The sequence below is a fragment of the Streptomyces poriferorum genome, from assembly GCF_019399235.1.
Taxonomy (GTDB): Bacteria; Actinomycetota; Actinomycetes; order Streptomycetales; family Streptomycetaceae; genus Streptomyces; species Streptomyces poriferorum.
In genome coordinates this window covers 1-12,595 of sequence record NZ_JAELVH010000312.1, presented here as the reverse complement: position 1 = coordinate 12,595, position 12,595 = coordinate 1, and the positions used below count along the sequence as shown (strand labels likewise).

Annotated in this window: 10 protein-coding genes; 7 read left to right on the top strand and 3 right to left on the bottom strand. The window is 71.5% G+C overall.

The window, feature by feature from the left end:
* Positions 1-265 precede the first annotated feature (265 nt).
* Positions 266-481 carry an I78 family peptidase inhibitor gene (locus JGS39_RS34105; RefSeq protein WP_219573624.1) on the top strand — a complete coding sequence of 72 codons (216 nt, stop codon included), beginning with the start codon at positions 266-268 and terminating at the stop codon, positions 479-481.
* A 117-nt stretch (positions 482-598) separates the two neighbouring features.
* On the opposite strand, the gene JGS39_RS34100 is transcribed toward JGS39_RS34105, so the two are convergent.
* The gene (locus tag JGS39_RS34100; protein ID WP_219573623.1) at positions 599-1,636 is read right to left on the bottom strand and encodes a phosphatase PAP2 family protein; all 1,038 of its coding nucleotides are present in this window, start codon (positions 1,634-1,636) and stop codon (positions 599-601) included.
* Between the two features lie 556 nt (positions 1,637-2,192).
* Here JGS39_RS34100 and JGS39_RS34095 point away from each other — a divergent pair.
* Positions 2,193-3,923: an MFS transporter gene (locus tag JGS39_RS34095; protein WP_219573622.1), complete on the top strand. Its 1,731-nt coding sequence runs from the start codon at positions 2,193-2,195 to the stop codon at positions 3,921-3,923.
* 95 nt (positions 3,924-4,018) lie between these two features.
* Positions 4,019-5,230, top strand: a complete 1,212-nt coding sequence (locus JGS39_RS34090; protein WP_219573621.1) for an acyl-CoA dehydrogenase family protein — start codon at positions 4,019-4,021, stop codon at positions 5,228-5,230.
* A gap of 39 nt (positions 5,231-5,269) precedes the next feature.
* Here JGS39_RS34090 and JGS39_RS34085 read toward each other — a convergent pair whose 3' ends face one another.
* A complete protein-coding gene (locus JGS39_RS34085; protein WP_219573620.1) occupies positions 5,270-5,713 on the bottom strand; it encodes a cell division protein SepF in 444 nt (147 codons plus the stop codon).
* 308 nt (positions 5,714-6,021) lie between these two features.
* Here JGS39_RS34085 and JGS39_RS34080 point away from each other — a divergent pair, with 308 nt between their 5' ends.
* Positions 6,022-7,287 carry a DUF5685 family protein gene (locus JGS39_RS34080; protein WP_219573626.1) on the top strand — a complete coding sequence of 422 codons (1,266 nt, stop codon included), beginning with the start codon at positions 6,022-6,024 and terminating at the stop codon, positions 7,285-7,287.
* 45 nt (positions 7,288-7,332) lie between these two features.
* Here the strand turns inward: JGS39_RS34080 and JGS39_RS34075 are convergent, their stop codons facing one another.
* Positions 7,333-8,274, bottom strand: a complete 942-nt coding sequence (locus JGS39_RS34075) for an ABC transporter substrate-binding protein (protein ID WP_219573619.1) — start codon at positions 8,272-8,274, stop codon at positions 7,333-7,335.
* Between the two features lie 489 nt (positions 8,275-8,763).
* Here JGS39_RS34075 and JGS39_RS34070 point away from each other — a divergent pair, with 489 nt between their 5' ends.
* The 3 genes from JGS39_RS34070 to JGS39_RS34060 all read left to right on the top strand — a co-directional run bounded on the left by JGS39_RS34070 (position 8,764) and on the right by JGS39_RS34060 (position 12,360).
* Entirely contained in the window at positions 8,764-9,630 is an 867-nt protein-coding gene (locus JGS39_RS34070; RefSeq protein ID WP_219573618.1) for an amino acid ABC transporter permease, read from the top strand.
* The gene (locus JGS39_RS34065) at positions 9,627-11,471 is read left to right on the top strand and encodes an FAD/NAD(P)-binding protein (protein ID WP_219573617.1); all 1,845 of its coding nucleotides are present in this window, start codon (positions 9,627-9,629) and stop codon (positions 11,469-11,471) included. Before JGS39_RS34070 ends, JGS39_RS34065 begins: the two co-directional genes overlap by 4 nt.
* Before the next feature lie 136 nt (positions 11,472-11,607).
* Positions 11,608-12,360 (top strand): amino acid ABC transporter ATP-binding protein, encoded by a 753-nt coding sequence (locus JGS39_RS34060; protein WP_219573625.1) that lies wholly within the window; start codon positions 11,608-11,610, stop codon positions 12,358-12,360.
* Positions 12,361-12,595 lie beyond the last annotated feature (235 nt).

The following is a 12,595-nucleotide window of genomic DNA, read 5'->3' as shown; positions in this document are numbered from 1 at the left end:
CGCCCCGACGGAAAGCAGGCATCACCCGGTAGTGGCTATTCCGCTTGTTTTTCGGTCCCTTTCGGATCGCTTCGGTGATCGTTTTCTGCCCTGTGTGATTACTGTGCGTTCGGTGGCGAATCATGCGTCCGAACGAATGACCACGTGGAGAACACGTGTAGTGATCCTGTGACACAAGTGTGACCGGCGAGGTACGTGAGGATGCGGTGCGACGGGGTGGTGCCCCCGCTTCCTTCGCGGTCGGGAGCCGCCTACGGTGAGAGGTATGGCACCCGTACCGACTCCTTCCGCCCAGCCCGACGACACTCCCGGCGCCTATGTCGGCCTCGCCTCCGAGACCGCCGAACGGCGGGCCCGGGAGCGCGGCTGGGCCACGGTCAGAGCCCTGCCGCCGGGCACCGTGATCACCATGGAGTTCCAGAGCGGCCGGATCAACTTCGAGGTCGAGGCGGGCGTCGTCAGGCGCTGCTGGACCGGCTGAGGATTCGATGCCGGGCGGCGGGCCGCCCGGCCCCCTGCATGACGGAAGGCCCCGACCGGAGTCGGGGCCTTCCGTCATGCAGGGGCGTGGTGCGCGCCGTGCCCGGGTTCCACGGGGTCAGCCGCCCGCCACCGGCCGGGCCGGGGCTGCGCCGCCGCGTGGCGTGCGCTCCGTGTGCGGCGGGCGGCGGCTGCCGGCCGGGGTGACCGGGGTCCGCTCGGAGCGTGCGGTGTGGCCCGGGTGTGCGGGCGGAGCGGTGTGCGCCCGGGGGCGGCCGCCGGTGGCCGTGGCCACCGGCGTCTGGTGCCCGCCGGTGCCGGCCGGTTCGCGGGCGGAGCCCTGCGCCGCGTCACCCATGGCAGGCAGGCAGGCCGGCACCGGCCGGGGGGTGCCGGCAGGGGCGGGTTCCGGTGCCACGGTCCTGCCGCGGGCGCTGAGCCATTCGCGGGCCGCGAAGATCCAGTTCTCGGCCCGGGTGATCAACGGCTCGACCCAGGGCAGGCCCAGGAGGATCAGCAGCCCCGCCGCCCAGCCGAGCACCACGTCGCTGAGCCAGTGCGTACCGAGGTAGACCGTCGTCAGACCGACCCCGAGTGAGACGATCGCGGACATGGCCGACAGATAGCGCCTGGCGCGTGGAGTGGCGGCCAGGTAGGCGAGGATTCCCCAGGTCACGACGGCGTTGGCGGTGTGGCCCGAGGGAAATATATCGCCGCCGGCGAAGAGTTCGGCCGATCCGATCTGCGTCGCGTAGTGCGGGCCGAGCCGGCCGAGGCCGATCTTGACCGCGCCCACCGTCACGTTGAGCAGCAGGAGCGAGGCGCCCAGCGTCAGCAGGGGCCGCAGGGTGTGCTGCCGCCAGGAGCGCCAGCCCAGCCAGCAGGCGACCATGACCGCCGTCGGCCCGCGCTGGCCGAGGACGACGTAGTAGTCGAGGAAGGCGTGGATGCCGGGCCACTGCTGGTACGGCCGGAAGAGCATGACCTTCCAGTCCAGGGTCACCAGCCAGGACGACATGAGCACGGCAATGACGATGGCCAGATAGAACGCCAACGTCCCGCCGAAGAGAGCGATGCGGTGAGGGCTCATCCGCGGTGTCTCTATCTTCGGCGGTTCCGGCTCCCGGTCCAGACGGGCAAAGATGTCGGTACGCACCCAATCGACGTTACAGCGAGTGAGTGGGTGAGCCGGTCGATCCGGCCGCTTTGTGATGACGATGTGATGTGGACTATGTCTCAGTCCGAGCCGATTTTCTGAGTTTCCGGGAGTCCGGAATTCCTTTCGCTCCATTCATTCGGCAGGCGTTCTCGTCAATGCATTCGGTGATGGACGGAAAGGTGCTCCGGGTGGCGAAGAGCATTTGTCGCGAGCGCCCGCGAGAGGGAACGGACGGTGTCGGTCCGGTTACTGGATGCCTTCGGACGGTCCGCGCCGGGGGCCCTCGCGGCCTCCGGAACCCCTGGCCCGCGCGACGGCGGGGCCGGTTGCCGCAGGTCGGCGTGGTGTCCCGACGGGGGGTGGGTCGGGCGCCCGGAGTGGCGTACGCCACACTCGACGGCGTCGGCCGGTATGAGATGGGCCACGTGTGGCCCTGCCGAACTCGCGTACGCTGACGGATCACTCGCCCGTCGATGCCGGGCCCGGAGGGACAGCGGACGCTGGATCCCCGGGGGGCCTGCCGAGCGCGAGGGACCTTTTGGGAGGTAGATGTATGTCCGGGACGACCACAGCCCGAATCCGTCTGCGCGAAGCCGCCGACGGAGCCAATCGATGGGTCGTCCTGGTCGTCCTCTGCCTCAGCCTGCTGCTCGTGGCACTCGACGCGACCGTGCTGCACGTCGCGGTCCCCGCCGTCACCGAGGACCTGCGGCCCAGCGCCGTCGGTCTGCTGTGGATCGTCGACGTCTATCCACTGGTCTGCGCGTCCCTGCTGATCCTCTTCGGCACGCTCGGTGACCGCGTGGGACGCCGGCGCGTACTGCTGCTCGGCTACGCGCTCTTCGGGGCCGCCTCCGCCGTCGCCGCCATGGCCGACAGCGCGGGCGTACTCATAGCGGCGCGGGCCCTGCTCGGCGTCGGCGGCGCGATGATCATGCCGGCCACCCTGTCGATCCTCCGGCAGGTCTTTCCCGACCGCCGTGAGCGGGCCGTGGCCATCGGCGTGTGGTCCGCCGTCGCCGCCGTCGGCGCCGCCACGGGCCCGGTCATCGGCGGATTCCTCGTCGAACACTTCTGGTGGGGTTCGGTCTTCCTGATCAACATCCCGCTGATGGCCCTGATCCTGCCGCTCGGCCGGCTGCTGCTCCCGGAGTCCCGGGGCAGCAACGACGGTCCCTGGGACGTGCTCGGCGCGCTGATGGCCGCCGCCGGTGTCCTCGGTGTCGTCCTCGGAGTGAAGCGGGCGGGGACCGGCGAGGGGCTGTTCGGGCCGGGCACGCTCGTGCCGCTGCTGGCCGGCATCGCGCTGCTGGCCGCGTTCGTCCGCCGGCAGAAGCGCCGGACGCATCCGCTGATCGACATCGGGATGTTCGCCAGGCCCGCCTTCACCACCGCGGTGGGCTGCATCGTCCTCGCCATGCTCGCCCTGGTCGGCCTGGAGCTGATCGCCGTCCAGTACCTCCAGCTGGTCCTGGACCTCAGCCCGCTGGAGACCGGTCTGCGGCTGCTGCCGCTCACCTTCGCCGCGATGGCCGCGGGCGCCACCGGCTCGTACACCCTGCGCCGGGTCGGACCTCGCCGGATGGTCGGCTGGGGCTTCGTCCTGACGGCTGCCGCGGTGCTGATGCTGACCGCGATGGGCCAGCACGACCGGCCCGGCCTGCTGACCGTGTCCTTCGTCCTGCTGGGCTTCGGCCTGCAGTCCACCCTCTTCGGCGCGTACGAGTCCATGCTCAGTGAGGCCCCGGCCGACCGGGCCGGCGGGGCCGCCGCGATAGGCGAGACCTCCTACCAGCTGGGCGCCGGCATGGGCATCGCCCTGCTCGGCAGCGTGATGAACGCCGCGTACGCCCCCGGTCTGGCCAAGCTCCCCGACGAGGGGGTCCCCGCCTCGGCCGGCGCCGCCGCGGCGCACTCGCTCGGCGAGGCCTACCAGGTCGCCGCGCAACTGGGCGGCCCGCTCGGAGCCGTACTGCGGTCCACCGCCCGGGACGCCTTCGTCGGCGGGCTGCACATCACCCTGCTGGTCAGCGCGGGTCTGCTGCTCCTCGGGGCCCTGGCGGCCATGAAGCTGCCCCGTGCGATGGAGTGCCCGCCGCTGCTCTGCGAGGCCCGCGAACCCGTGGACAGCCATGAGGTGCCCGGCCCCCGGGACGCGCTCGGCCACCATGAGCTCCCGCATCCGCACGAGCTGCCGGACCGGGAGCGGTCCGAGGTGCTGCTGCGGCTGCCCGGGCGGCGCAGGCCGGCCGAGGCGACGGGCTCTGGACGCGCGGCACACTGAGTCGTAACGTCGGAACGACGCCGTAACTATCACTGCTAGTTTTCGGCGTTCCCCACCGACATCGGTACCGTGCGAGCCGCCGGAGGCACCCCCTCATGTCCACCGCTCCGTCCTCGAAACTCCCGCCCTTCGACCCCCGCGACCCGATCGGCATCGACGATCTCCTGGGCGACGAGGATCTCGCGATCCGCGACACCGTCCGGGTCTGGGCCGCCGACCGGGTCCTGCCGCACATCGCCGAGTGGTACGAGAACGGCGAGCTGCCCGGCATCCGCGAGCTGGCCCGGGAGCTCGGATCGCTCGGGGCCCTGGGCATGTCCCTGGAGGGCTACGGCTGCGCGGGTGCCACCGCGGTCCAGTACGGGCTGGCCTGCCTGGAGCTGGAGGCCGCCGACTCCGGGATCCGCTCGCTCGTCTCCGTACAGGGCTCACTCGCCATGTACGCCATCCACCGTTTCGGCTCGGAGGAGCAGAAGCGGCAGTGGCTGCCGGGCATGGCGGCCGGAGAGATCATCGGCTGCTTCGGTCTCACCGAACCGGACCACGGCTCCGACCCGGCCGGCATGCGGACGTACGCCAAGCGGGACGGCGAGGACTGGGTCCTCAGCGGCCGCAAGATGTGGATCACCAACGGCTCGGTCGCCGGGGTCGCCGTGGTCTGGGCGCAGACCGACGAGGGCACCGCGGGCAGCGGCATCCGCGGATTCGTGGTGCCCACCGACGCCCCCGGCTTCTCCGCTCCGGAGATCAGGCACAAGTGGTCCCTGCGCGCCTCGGTCACCAGCGAGCTGATCCTCGACGACGTGCGGCTGCCGGCCGACGCCGTGCTGCCGGGCGTCACCGGGCTGCGCGGCCCGCTCAGCTGTCTCAGCCATGCCCGCTACGGCATCGTCTGGGGCGCGATGGGTGCCGCCCGGTCCAGCTTCGAGGCGGCGGTCGACTACGCGAGGACACGTGAGCAGTTCGGGAAGCCGATCGGCGGCTTCCAGCTCACCCAGGCCAAGCTCGCCGACATGGCCGTCGAACTGCACAAGGGCATCCTGCTCGCCCACCACCTCGGCCGTCGGATGGACGCGGGCAGGCTCCGTCCGGAGCAGGTCAGTTTCGGAAAGCTGAACAACGTGCGGGAGGCCATCGAGATCTGCCGCACCTCGCGCACGATCCTCGGCGCCAACGGGATCTCGCTGGAGTACCCGGTGATGCGCCACGCGACGAATCTGGAGTCGGTGCTCACCTACGAGGGAACCGTGGAGATGCACCAGCTGGTGCTGGGCAAGGCGCTCACCGGCCTGGACGCGTTCCGGTAAGCCGGAACAACGGCCGGACCGATCCGGTGAGCGCCCCGCTCAGCTCTGGTTGAAGAAGCCGTCGGCCGGCCGGCCGACGGCTTCGCCGGTGACGACCTGCGTGTCGGCGGGGCTCAGCAGGAAGACCCGGGTGGCCACACGCTCGATCGATCCGCGCAGTCCGAAGATCAGTCCCGCGGCGAAGTCCACCACGCGCTTGGCGTCGGCGGAGTCCATGGACGTGAGGTTCATGATCACCGGGACGCCGTCCCGGAAGAGCTCTCCGATGGCCCGGGCGTCCCGGAAGCTGTCCGGGGTCACGGTCGCGATCCGTCGGCCCGTCTCCTCGGCCGCCTCCGTGGCCACCCGCACCCGCGGATCGGTCACCCAGGCCTGACCGGTCCCGGTCCGTGCACCCTCGGCGTACTCGTCGTCGTCGTAGTACCGCTCGTCGTTGTCCTCTACGAGGCCCAGCCAGGCACTCGCCTTGCGCACCGATCCCATGGACGCCTCCTCTCACCGTGGTTCCTTGGCGTTCCGCATGTCTTTCGTATCCCTATGGTCGTCCATGATGCGGATCGTGCGCCAAGGGGATAGGCGGCGCGCAGGGCATTCGTGACGGTACTGGTGCAGAAGATGTGGCGATTCGTCAAGGTTCCTCCTGCATAAGGGCCCTGGAGATAAGAAAATATGCTCCTCCGGTCCGTACGGGTGACATGGGGGACGTACGGGTGAACGGGTCACTCGATACGATGCACGTCGCGCAGGTGCCCGAGCGCCGCGCGCAGCTGAACGACTACCGGGGGACGGCCGTGTTCGGAATAGTCAGGCCCTGCACTCATCGCCTGTCGGAGGGGCTCAAGGCCGAGTGGATGGCCCATCTCTGCGGGCTCTGTCTGGCACTTCGCTCCGACCACGGGCAGTTCGCGCGGATCGTCACGAACTATGACGGGCTGATCGTCTCGGTCCTGACGGAGGCTCAGACCGAGCGCACCCCCGGGCAGCGGCGCACGGCCGGTCCCTGCCCCCTGCGCGCCATGCGCACCGCACCCGTCGCGCGCGGCGAGGGTGCCAGGCTCGCGGCGGCCGTCTCGCTGGTGCTGGCCTCCGCCAAGGTGCGCGACCACGTGGCCGACCGCGACGGCCTGTTGGCGCGCCGCCCGGTGGCCGCCGCCGCACGCCGGGTCGCCGCGGGCTGGGACAGGGCCGGGGCGCGCACCGGCGCGCAGCTCGGCTTCGACACCGCGGTGCTCGTCGACGCCGTCGACCGGCAGACCGGCATCGAGCTGCTCGCGGGGCCCGGCACCCCGCTGCTGACGGTCACCGAGCCCACCGAGACCGCCACCGCCGCGGCCTTCGCGCACACTGCCGTGCTCGCGGGCAAGCCGCAGAACGCGGAGCCGCTCGCGGAGGCCGGGCGGCTCTTCGGACGCCTCGCACATCTGCTGGATGCCGTGGAGGACCAGGAAGCTGACGCCGCGTCGGGAGCCTGGAACCCCCTCACGGCGACCGGCACCTCGCGTGCCGAGGCCCGCCGGCTGTGCGACGACGCGCTGCGTGGCGTACGGCTGGCGCTGCGCGACGCGGAGTTCGCCGACGACAAGCTCGCTCATGTGCTGCTGGCGCACGAGCTGCGGCGCTCGGTGGACCGGGCGTTCGCCACGGACGTCTGTTCCCATCAGGGCGGCGGGCTGCTGACCGAGGACAGCCACCGGTCGGGCGGCGGGCTCGTGACCGGAGCCGGCCATCCGTCAGGAGCGCGGCCCAACGGGTCCTTCGGGCCGCCCCCTGGTAATCCGTACGCCCCCACGGGCCCGTCCGGCCCCTTCGGTCCGCCGCCGCCGGAGCCCCCGCGCGACCGGCGGGGGCTCATTATGGGGTGCCTGGTGTGGGCGGGCCTCGCCTGCACCTGCCAGATGTGCTGCGGCACCTTCGACGATCCGTGGAGCCGTCAGCGGCGCGAGGGGCTGTGCAGTCAGTGCGACTGCGGGGACTGCTGCGAGGCCTGCGACTGCTGCAGCAATTGCGGGGACTGCTGTGACGGCTGCGACTGCTGCGGGTGCGACTGCAGCTGCTGACCCGGCGGCCGGAAGCCCGGCCGCCCGGCCGGCACTGACTCCGCGTCACTTGATCTCCGGCGGCGAGATCTGCGAGGTCGCGACCGCCGACGCGGAGATGCCCCACTTCTTCAGGATCCGGTCGTAGGTGCCGTCCGCCTTGAGACGGTTGACGGCTGCCTGGAAGGCGGGCGCCAGCGGGGTGCCCTTCTTGAAGGCGAAGCCGACGTCGAGCCGCTTGAACTCGTTGAGGAAGCGCACACCCTCCTGCTGCCCCACGGCATACCGAAGTCCGTTGATGGTCGACATCACCACGTCCGTGCGCCCCTGCTGGAGCGAGGTCCAGACCGCCGACGGGTCGGAGTACGTCTTCACGTCGTACGCCTTCTTGCCGGCCTCGGCGCACCGGTGCCGGTTCTTCTCCAGCGTGACCTCGAACGTGGTGCCCGCCGCGGTGCCGACGGTCAGCCCGCACAGCCGGGTGAGATCGGTGACCTCGGCCAGCTCGCTGTCGTCGCGGACCGCGAAGCCCTGGCCGTCGTTGAGGTAGGTGACGAAGTCGATCGTGCGGCTGCGTTCGTCGGTGACGCCGAAGTTGCCGGTCCCCACCTCGTACTTCCCGCTGCCGAGCGCGGGCAGGATCGCCTCGAACGCGGCGACCTCCCGTTTCGGCTTCAGCCCCAGAACCCTGGCCACGGCGTCCCCGAAGTCGATGTCGACGCCGGCCAGGGTCGTGCCGTCCGCGAGATAGGTGGCGCCGGGCGGGGAGCCGACACTGGAGGCGATGCTCAGGGTGCCGGACGAGCGGACGCCGGCGGGCAGCAGGGCGGCCGCCGCCGCGTCCTTCTTCACTCCCGACACGACATCGGCGGTGGGGACGGCGCCCTTGGCTGCGGAACCGGCCGCGCCCGCGGGGGAGGCCGCCGGATCGCCGGACCCGCACGCGGTCAGCGTCAGAGTGGCGGCGGTGATCAGCGCGAAGGCAGCGGTGTGCCGGGTACGGGGCATGACGGATGGTTCTCCAGATTCGTCGGCCGCGGACGGGCGCGGGGCAGCGCGCGACGGCCCGCGGACGGGGCGGAGTAGAGGCTGAACACGAGGGAGGACAGGTGCGAGGGGAGGGTGGTGCGGCGTTGTGTACGCGAGGGCACGCAGGGAGAAGAGCTCAGACGCCGGTCACGGCGCGAGCGGGAATGCGGGGCGGAGCAGGGCGAAGGCTCAACAGGAACAGGACCACACGCGACCGAAGTCGATGTGGGAGCGCTTGACCAGCCACTGCTGCGAATGCATGGCCCCAGTGGAACAGGCATCCGGTGGTCCGTCAACTGACCTGAGACGTCACGCTCACAGTGTGGACAGGCTTGACAAGCTGCCGCGAACAGGGCTTACCTCAAAGGCGGATCGGGCTGAGGGGCCCGCTCCCCGTTGTGTTCCGCCGTTGTGTTCCGTGCCGAGGGCGCGCCCCGTGTTCGATCGCCGCATCCACGGAGCCCTCGCATGTCCGCACAGACGAAAACCCCTCCGCCGGCTCCGCTGGCCGACCCTCTCGAAGACAACGATGCCGACCGGCTGCGGATCGTTCCGGTGCGCCGGACCGGCCAGTGGGCGGCGGCCGCTGCCGTCCTGGTCCTGCTCGCCCTCGCGCTGAACTCCGTCATCCGCAACGACGCCTTCCAATGGGGCGTGGTCGGCGACTACTTCACCACCACGGCGGTGCTCCGCGGCCTCGGCCTCACGCTCTGGCTCACCGCGCTCGTGATGGCGCTCGGCTTCGCGCTGGGGACCCTGCTCGCCGTCCTCAGGCTCTCCGCCAACCGCGTGCTCCAGGCGGTCGGCTGGGGGTACGTGTGGCTCTTCAGGTCGACCCCGATCCTGGTCCAGCTGCTGTTCTGGTTCAACATCGGCGCGCTCTATCCGGAGATCCTCGGCGTCCGCACGGTGAACCTCCTCGGCCCCGTCACGGTCGCCGTCGTCGGGCTGACGCTCCACGAGGCCGCGTACGCGGCGGAAGTCGTACGGGGCGGCATCCTGTCCGTGGAACGCGGACAGCTGGAGGCCGCCCAGTCGCTCGGCCTCGGCCCGTGGCGGCGGCTGTACCGCATCGTGCTGCCGCAGGCGATGCGGTCCATCGTGCCGCCCGCCGGGAACATGCTGATCGGCACGCTCAAGGGCACGTCGATCGTCAGCATCATCGCCGTACAGGACCTGCTGTACTCGGTGCAGCTCGTCTACCACCGCACGTACCAGGTCATCCCGCTGCTGCTGGTCGCCACCCTCTGGTACGTCGTCGTGACCTCGCTGCTCAGCGTCGGCCAGCACTACGTCGAGCGGTACTACGCGCGCGGCACCGGGGACGCCCGGTGAGCGCCACCCCGACGCTCGTCGTCATCGGCGCCGGACCGCGCGGCACCGGCGTCATCGAGCGCATCGCCGCCAACGCCCCGGCACTGTACGGCGGCAGTCCGCTGGACATCCATCTCGTCGACCCCTTCCCGCCCGGCGGCGGCCGGATATGGCGCCACGACCAGTCGCCGCTGCTGTGGATGAACTCCATGGCCGAGGACGTCACCATGTTCACCGACGACACAGTCCGCCTGGACGGCCCCGTACGGCCCGGTCCGGCGCTCGACGCCTGGACGGCCGACGTGCGCGAGGGACGGACCACGCCGGGCCCGGACATCGCCGCCGACCCCGGACTCCGCGCCGAAATCGATGAGCTGACGGGCCAGGACTTCCCGAGCCGGCGGCTGCAGGGAGCCTATCTGCGCTGGGTGTACGAGCAGTCGGTGGCCGCGCTCCCGCCCACCGTCACCGTCCACGAGCACCGCGGCCGGGCCCTGCGCGTCACCGGCCCCCGGGACGGCCGCCAGACCGTCCACCTGGAGGGCCGCGCCGAACCGCTCACCGCCGACCTCGTGGTCCTCACCCTCGGCCACCTCGACGCCGAACCGGACGACGAACAGCGGCGGCTGTCCCGCTTCGCGGACCGGCACGGCCTCATCCATCTGCCGCCCGACTTCACCGCCGACAGCGACCTCAGCGCCCTGCCCGCCGGCGAACCCGTCATCGTGCGGGGCTTCGGGCTCGCCTTCATCGATCTGATGGTGCTGCTCACCGAGGGCCGGGGCGGACGGTACGAGAACGGCACGTACCTGCCCTCCGGCAGGGAACCCGTCCTGTACGTCGGATCGCGGCGCGGTGTCCCGTACCACTCCAAGATCGGGTACGTCCGGCCCGGCGAGCGGCCCCCGCTCCCGCGCTTCTTCGGACCCGACCGGGCCGAGGAGCTCCTGAACCGGGCGGAGCCGCTGGACTTCCGCCGTGACATATGGCCCCATGTCGACAAAGAGCTCGGCTACGCCCACTACCACCGGCTCTTCGCCGCCCACCCGGAACGCACCACGGCCGACTGGACCGCCTTCGAGGAGAAGTACGCGGCCGCCGACCCGGGCAGCGCCGATCTGCGGGCGGTGATCGCCGCGGCCGTTCCCGACCCCGCCGACCGGCTCGACCTGGCGGCACTCGACCACCCGCTGGACGGGGTGCGCCACACCTCCGCCGCCTCGTTCCAGGAGGCGACGCGCGCCTACATCACCGCCGACCTGGACCGCCGGCACGATCCCGGGCACAGCGAGGACCTCGCCGTCTTCCTCGGACTGCTCTCCGTGTACGGCCAGTTGATCCGGTTCCCCGACATCGGGGACTGGTGGCACGGCTTCTTCAGCTACCTGGCGTCCGGACCGCCCGGTCCCCGGCTGCGGCAACTGCTCGCGCTCTCGCGGGCCGGTGTCGTCCGCTTCCTCGGTGCCGGGACGACGGTCGGGACCGACGAGGAACTGGGCGTGTTCCGTGCGGCGGGCGCCACCGTGCCGGGGGAACGACTGGAGTCCCGCGCCCTCGTCGAGGCCCGGCTGCCCGACCCCTCACCGCGGCATACCCGCAGCACCCTGCTCCGGGCGCTGTACGAGGACGGGGCCGCCGCCACCGCCTCCGGACTGCTCGCCGTCGACCCCGGGGACGGCCGGATCCTGGACCGCGACGGCCTCCCGCACCCGCGCCGCTTCGCCCTCGGCCCGCACACGGCCGCCCGCACGAGCGGCGCCTTCACCCGGCCACGCACCGGCGGCCCCGCCTTCGGGCAGAACGACGCCACCGCACGCGCCGCCCTCGCCTTCCTGCACGGCCTGGGCCCCGACGATGGCTGACCGGCGCGCACTCCGGTCCGAAGCGGCCGGCCGGCGCACACACCCACGACCCGAACCGCCCGAGGACACCACCATGAAGACGACCAGCAGCCCCCCGAGCAGCGAACCGGCCGCCCGGACCGCCCCCGCCACGCCCATGGTCGAGATCCGGGGGGTGCACAAGAGCTTCGGCAACCTCGACGTCCTGCGCGGCATCGACCTCTCCGTGCGCCCGGGCGAGGTGACCGTGATCCTCGGCCCCTCCGGGTCCGGCAAGTCCACCCTGCTGCGCACCGTCAACCACCTGGAGAAGGCGGACCGGGGCTCCATCACCGTGGACGGGGACTTCGTCGGTTACCGCAGGAAGGGCGACCGGCTGTACGAACTCCCCGAGCGCGAGGTCCTGCGCCGCCGCACCCGGATCGGCTTCGTCTTCCAGAACTTCCACCTCTTCCCCCACCTCACCGTCCTGGAGAACGTCACCGAGGCCCCGGTGGCCGCGCTCGGCCGGACGAAGCAGCAGGCCGCCGCCACCGCACACCGGCTCCTGGCCCGTGTCGGACTCGACGACCGGGCGGCGGCGTACCCGAGGCAGCTCTCCGGCGGCCAGCAGCAGCGCGTCGCCATCGCCCGGGCCCTCGCACTGGAACCGAGACTGCTGCTCTTCGACGAACCCACCTCCGCGCTCGACCCCGAACTGGTCGGCGAGGTCCTCGACGTCATCAAGGACCTCGCGGAGCAGGGCACCACGATGATCGTCGTCACCCACGAGATCGGGTTCGCCCGCGAGGTCGCCGACACCGTCGTCTTCATGGACGAGGGGCGGATCGTCGAACAGGGCCCGCCCGCCGAGGTGATCGACCGGCCGCGCCACGCACGCACGCGCGCCTTCCTCTCCAAGGTGCTGTGACCCGGAAGCCCAGAAGCTCGGAACCCCGAAACCCCGGAAGCTCGGAACCCCGGAACCCCGGAAGCCCAGAAGCCCAGAAGCTCGGAACCCCGGAACCCTGGAACTCCGGAACCCCGGAACCCCGGAACCCCGGAACCCCGGAACTCCGGAACCCCGGAGCCATGAGTGAGCCATGTCCGCACCTTCCGAAAGAGCCCGCCCATGCCGCCTCTCCGCCCCCTCCACCTGGCCGCCG

Coding starts and splice junctions, on each gene's coding strand:
- JGS39_RS34105 (WP_219573624.1), top strand. CDS start 266: ATGGCACCCGTACCGACTCCTTCCGCCCAGCCCGACGACACTCCCGGC.
- JGS39_RS34095 (WP_219573622.1), top strand. CDS start 2,193: ATGTCCGGGACGACCACAGCCCGAATCCGTCTGCGCGAAGCCGCCGAC.
- JGS39_RS34090 (WP_219573621.1), top strand. CDS start 4,019: ATGTCCACCGCTCCGTCCTCGAAACTCCCGCCCTTCGACCCCCGCGAC.
- JGS39_RS34085 (WP_219573620.1), bottom strand. CDS start 5,713: ATGGGATCGGTGCGCAAGGCGAGTGCCTGGCTGGGCCTCGTAGAGGAC.
- JGS39_RS34075 (WP_219573619.1), bottom strand. CDS start 8,274: ATGCCCCGTACCCGGCACACCGCTGCCTTCGCGCTGATCACCGCCGCC.
- JGS39_RS34070 (WP_219573618.1), top strand. CDS start 8,764: ATGTCCGCACAGACGAAAACCCCTCCGCCGGCTCCGCTGGCCGACCCT.
- JGS39_RS34060 (WP_219573625.1), top strand. CDS start 11,608: ATGGTCGAGATCCGGGGGGTGCACAAGAGCTTCGGCAACCTCGACGTC.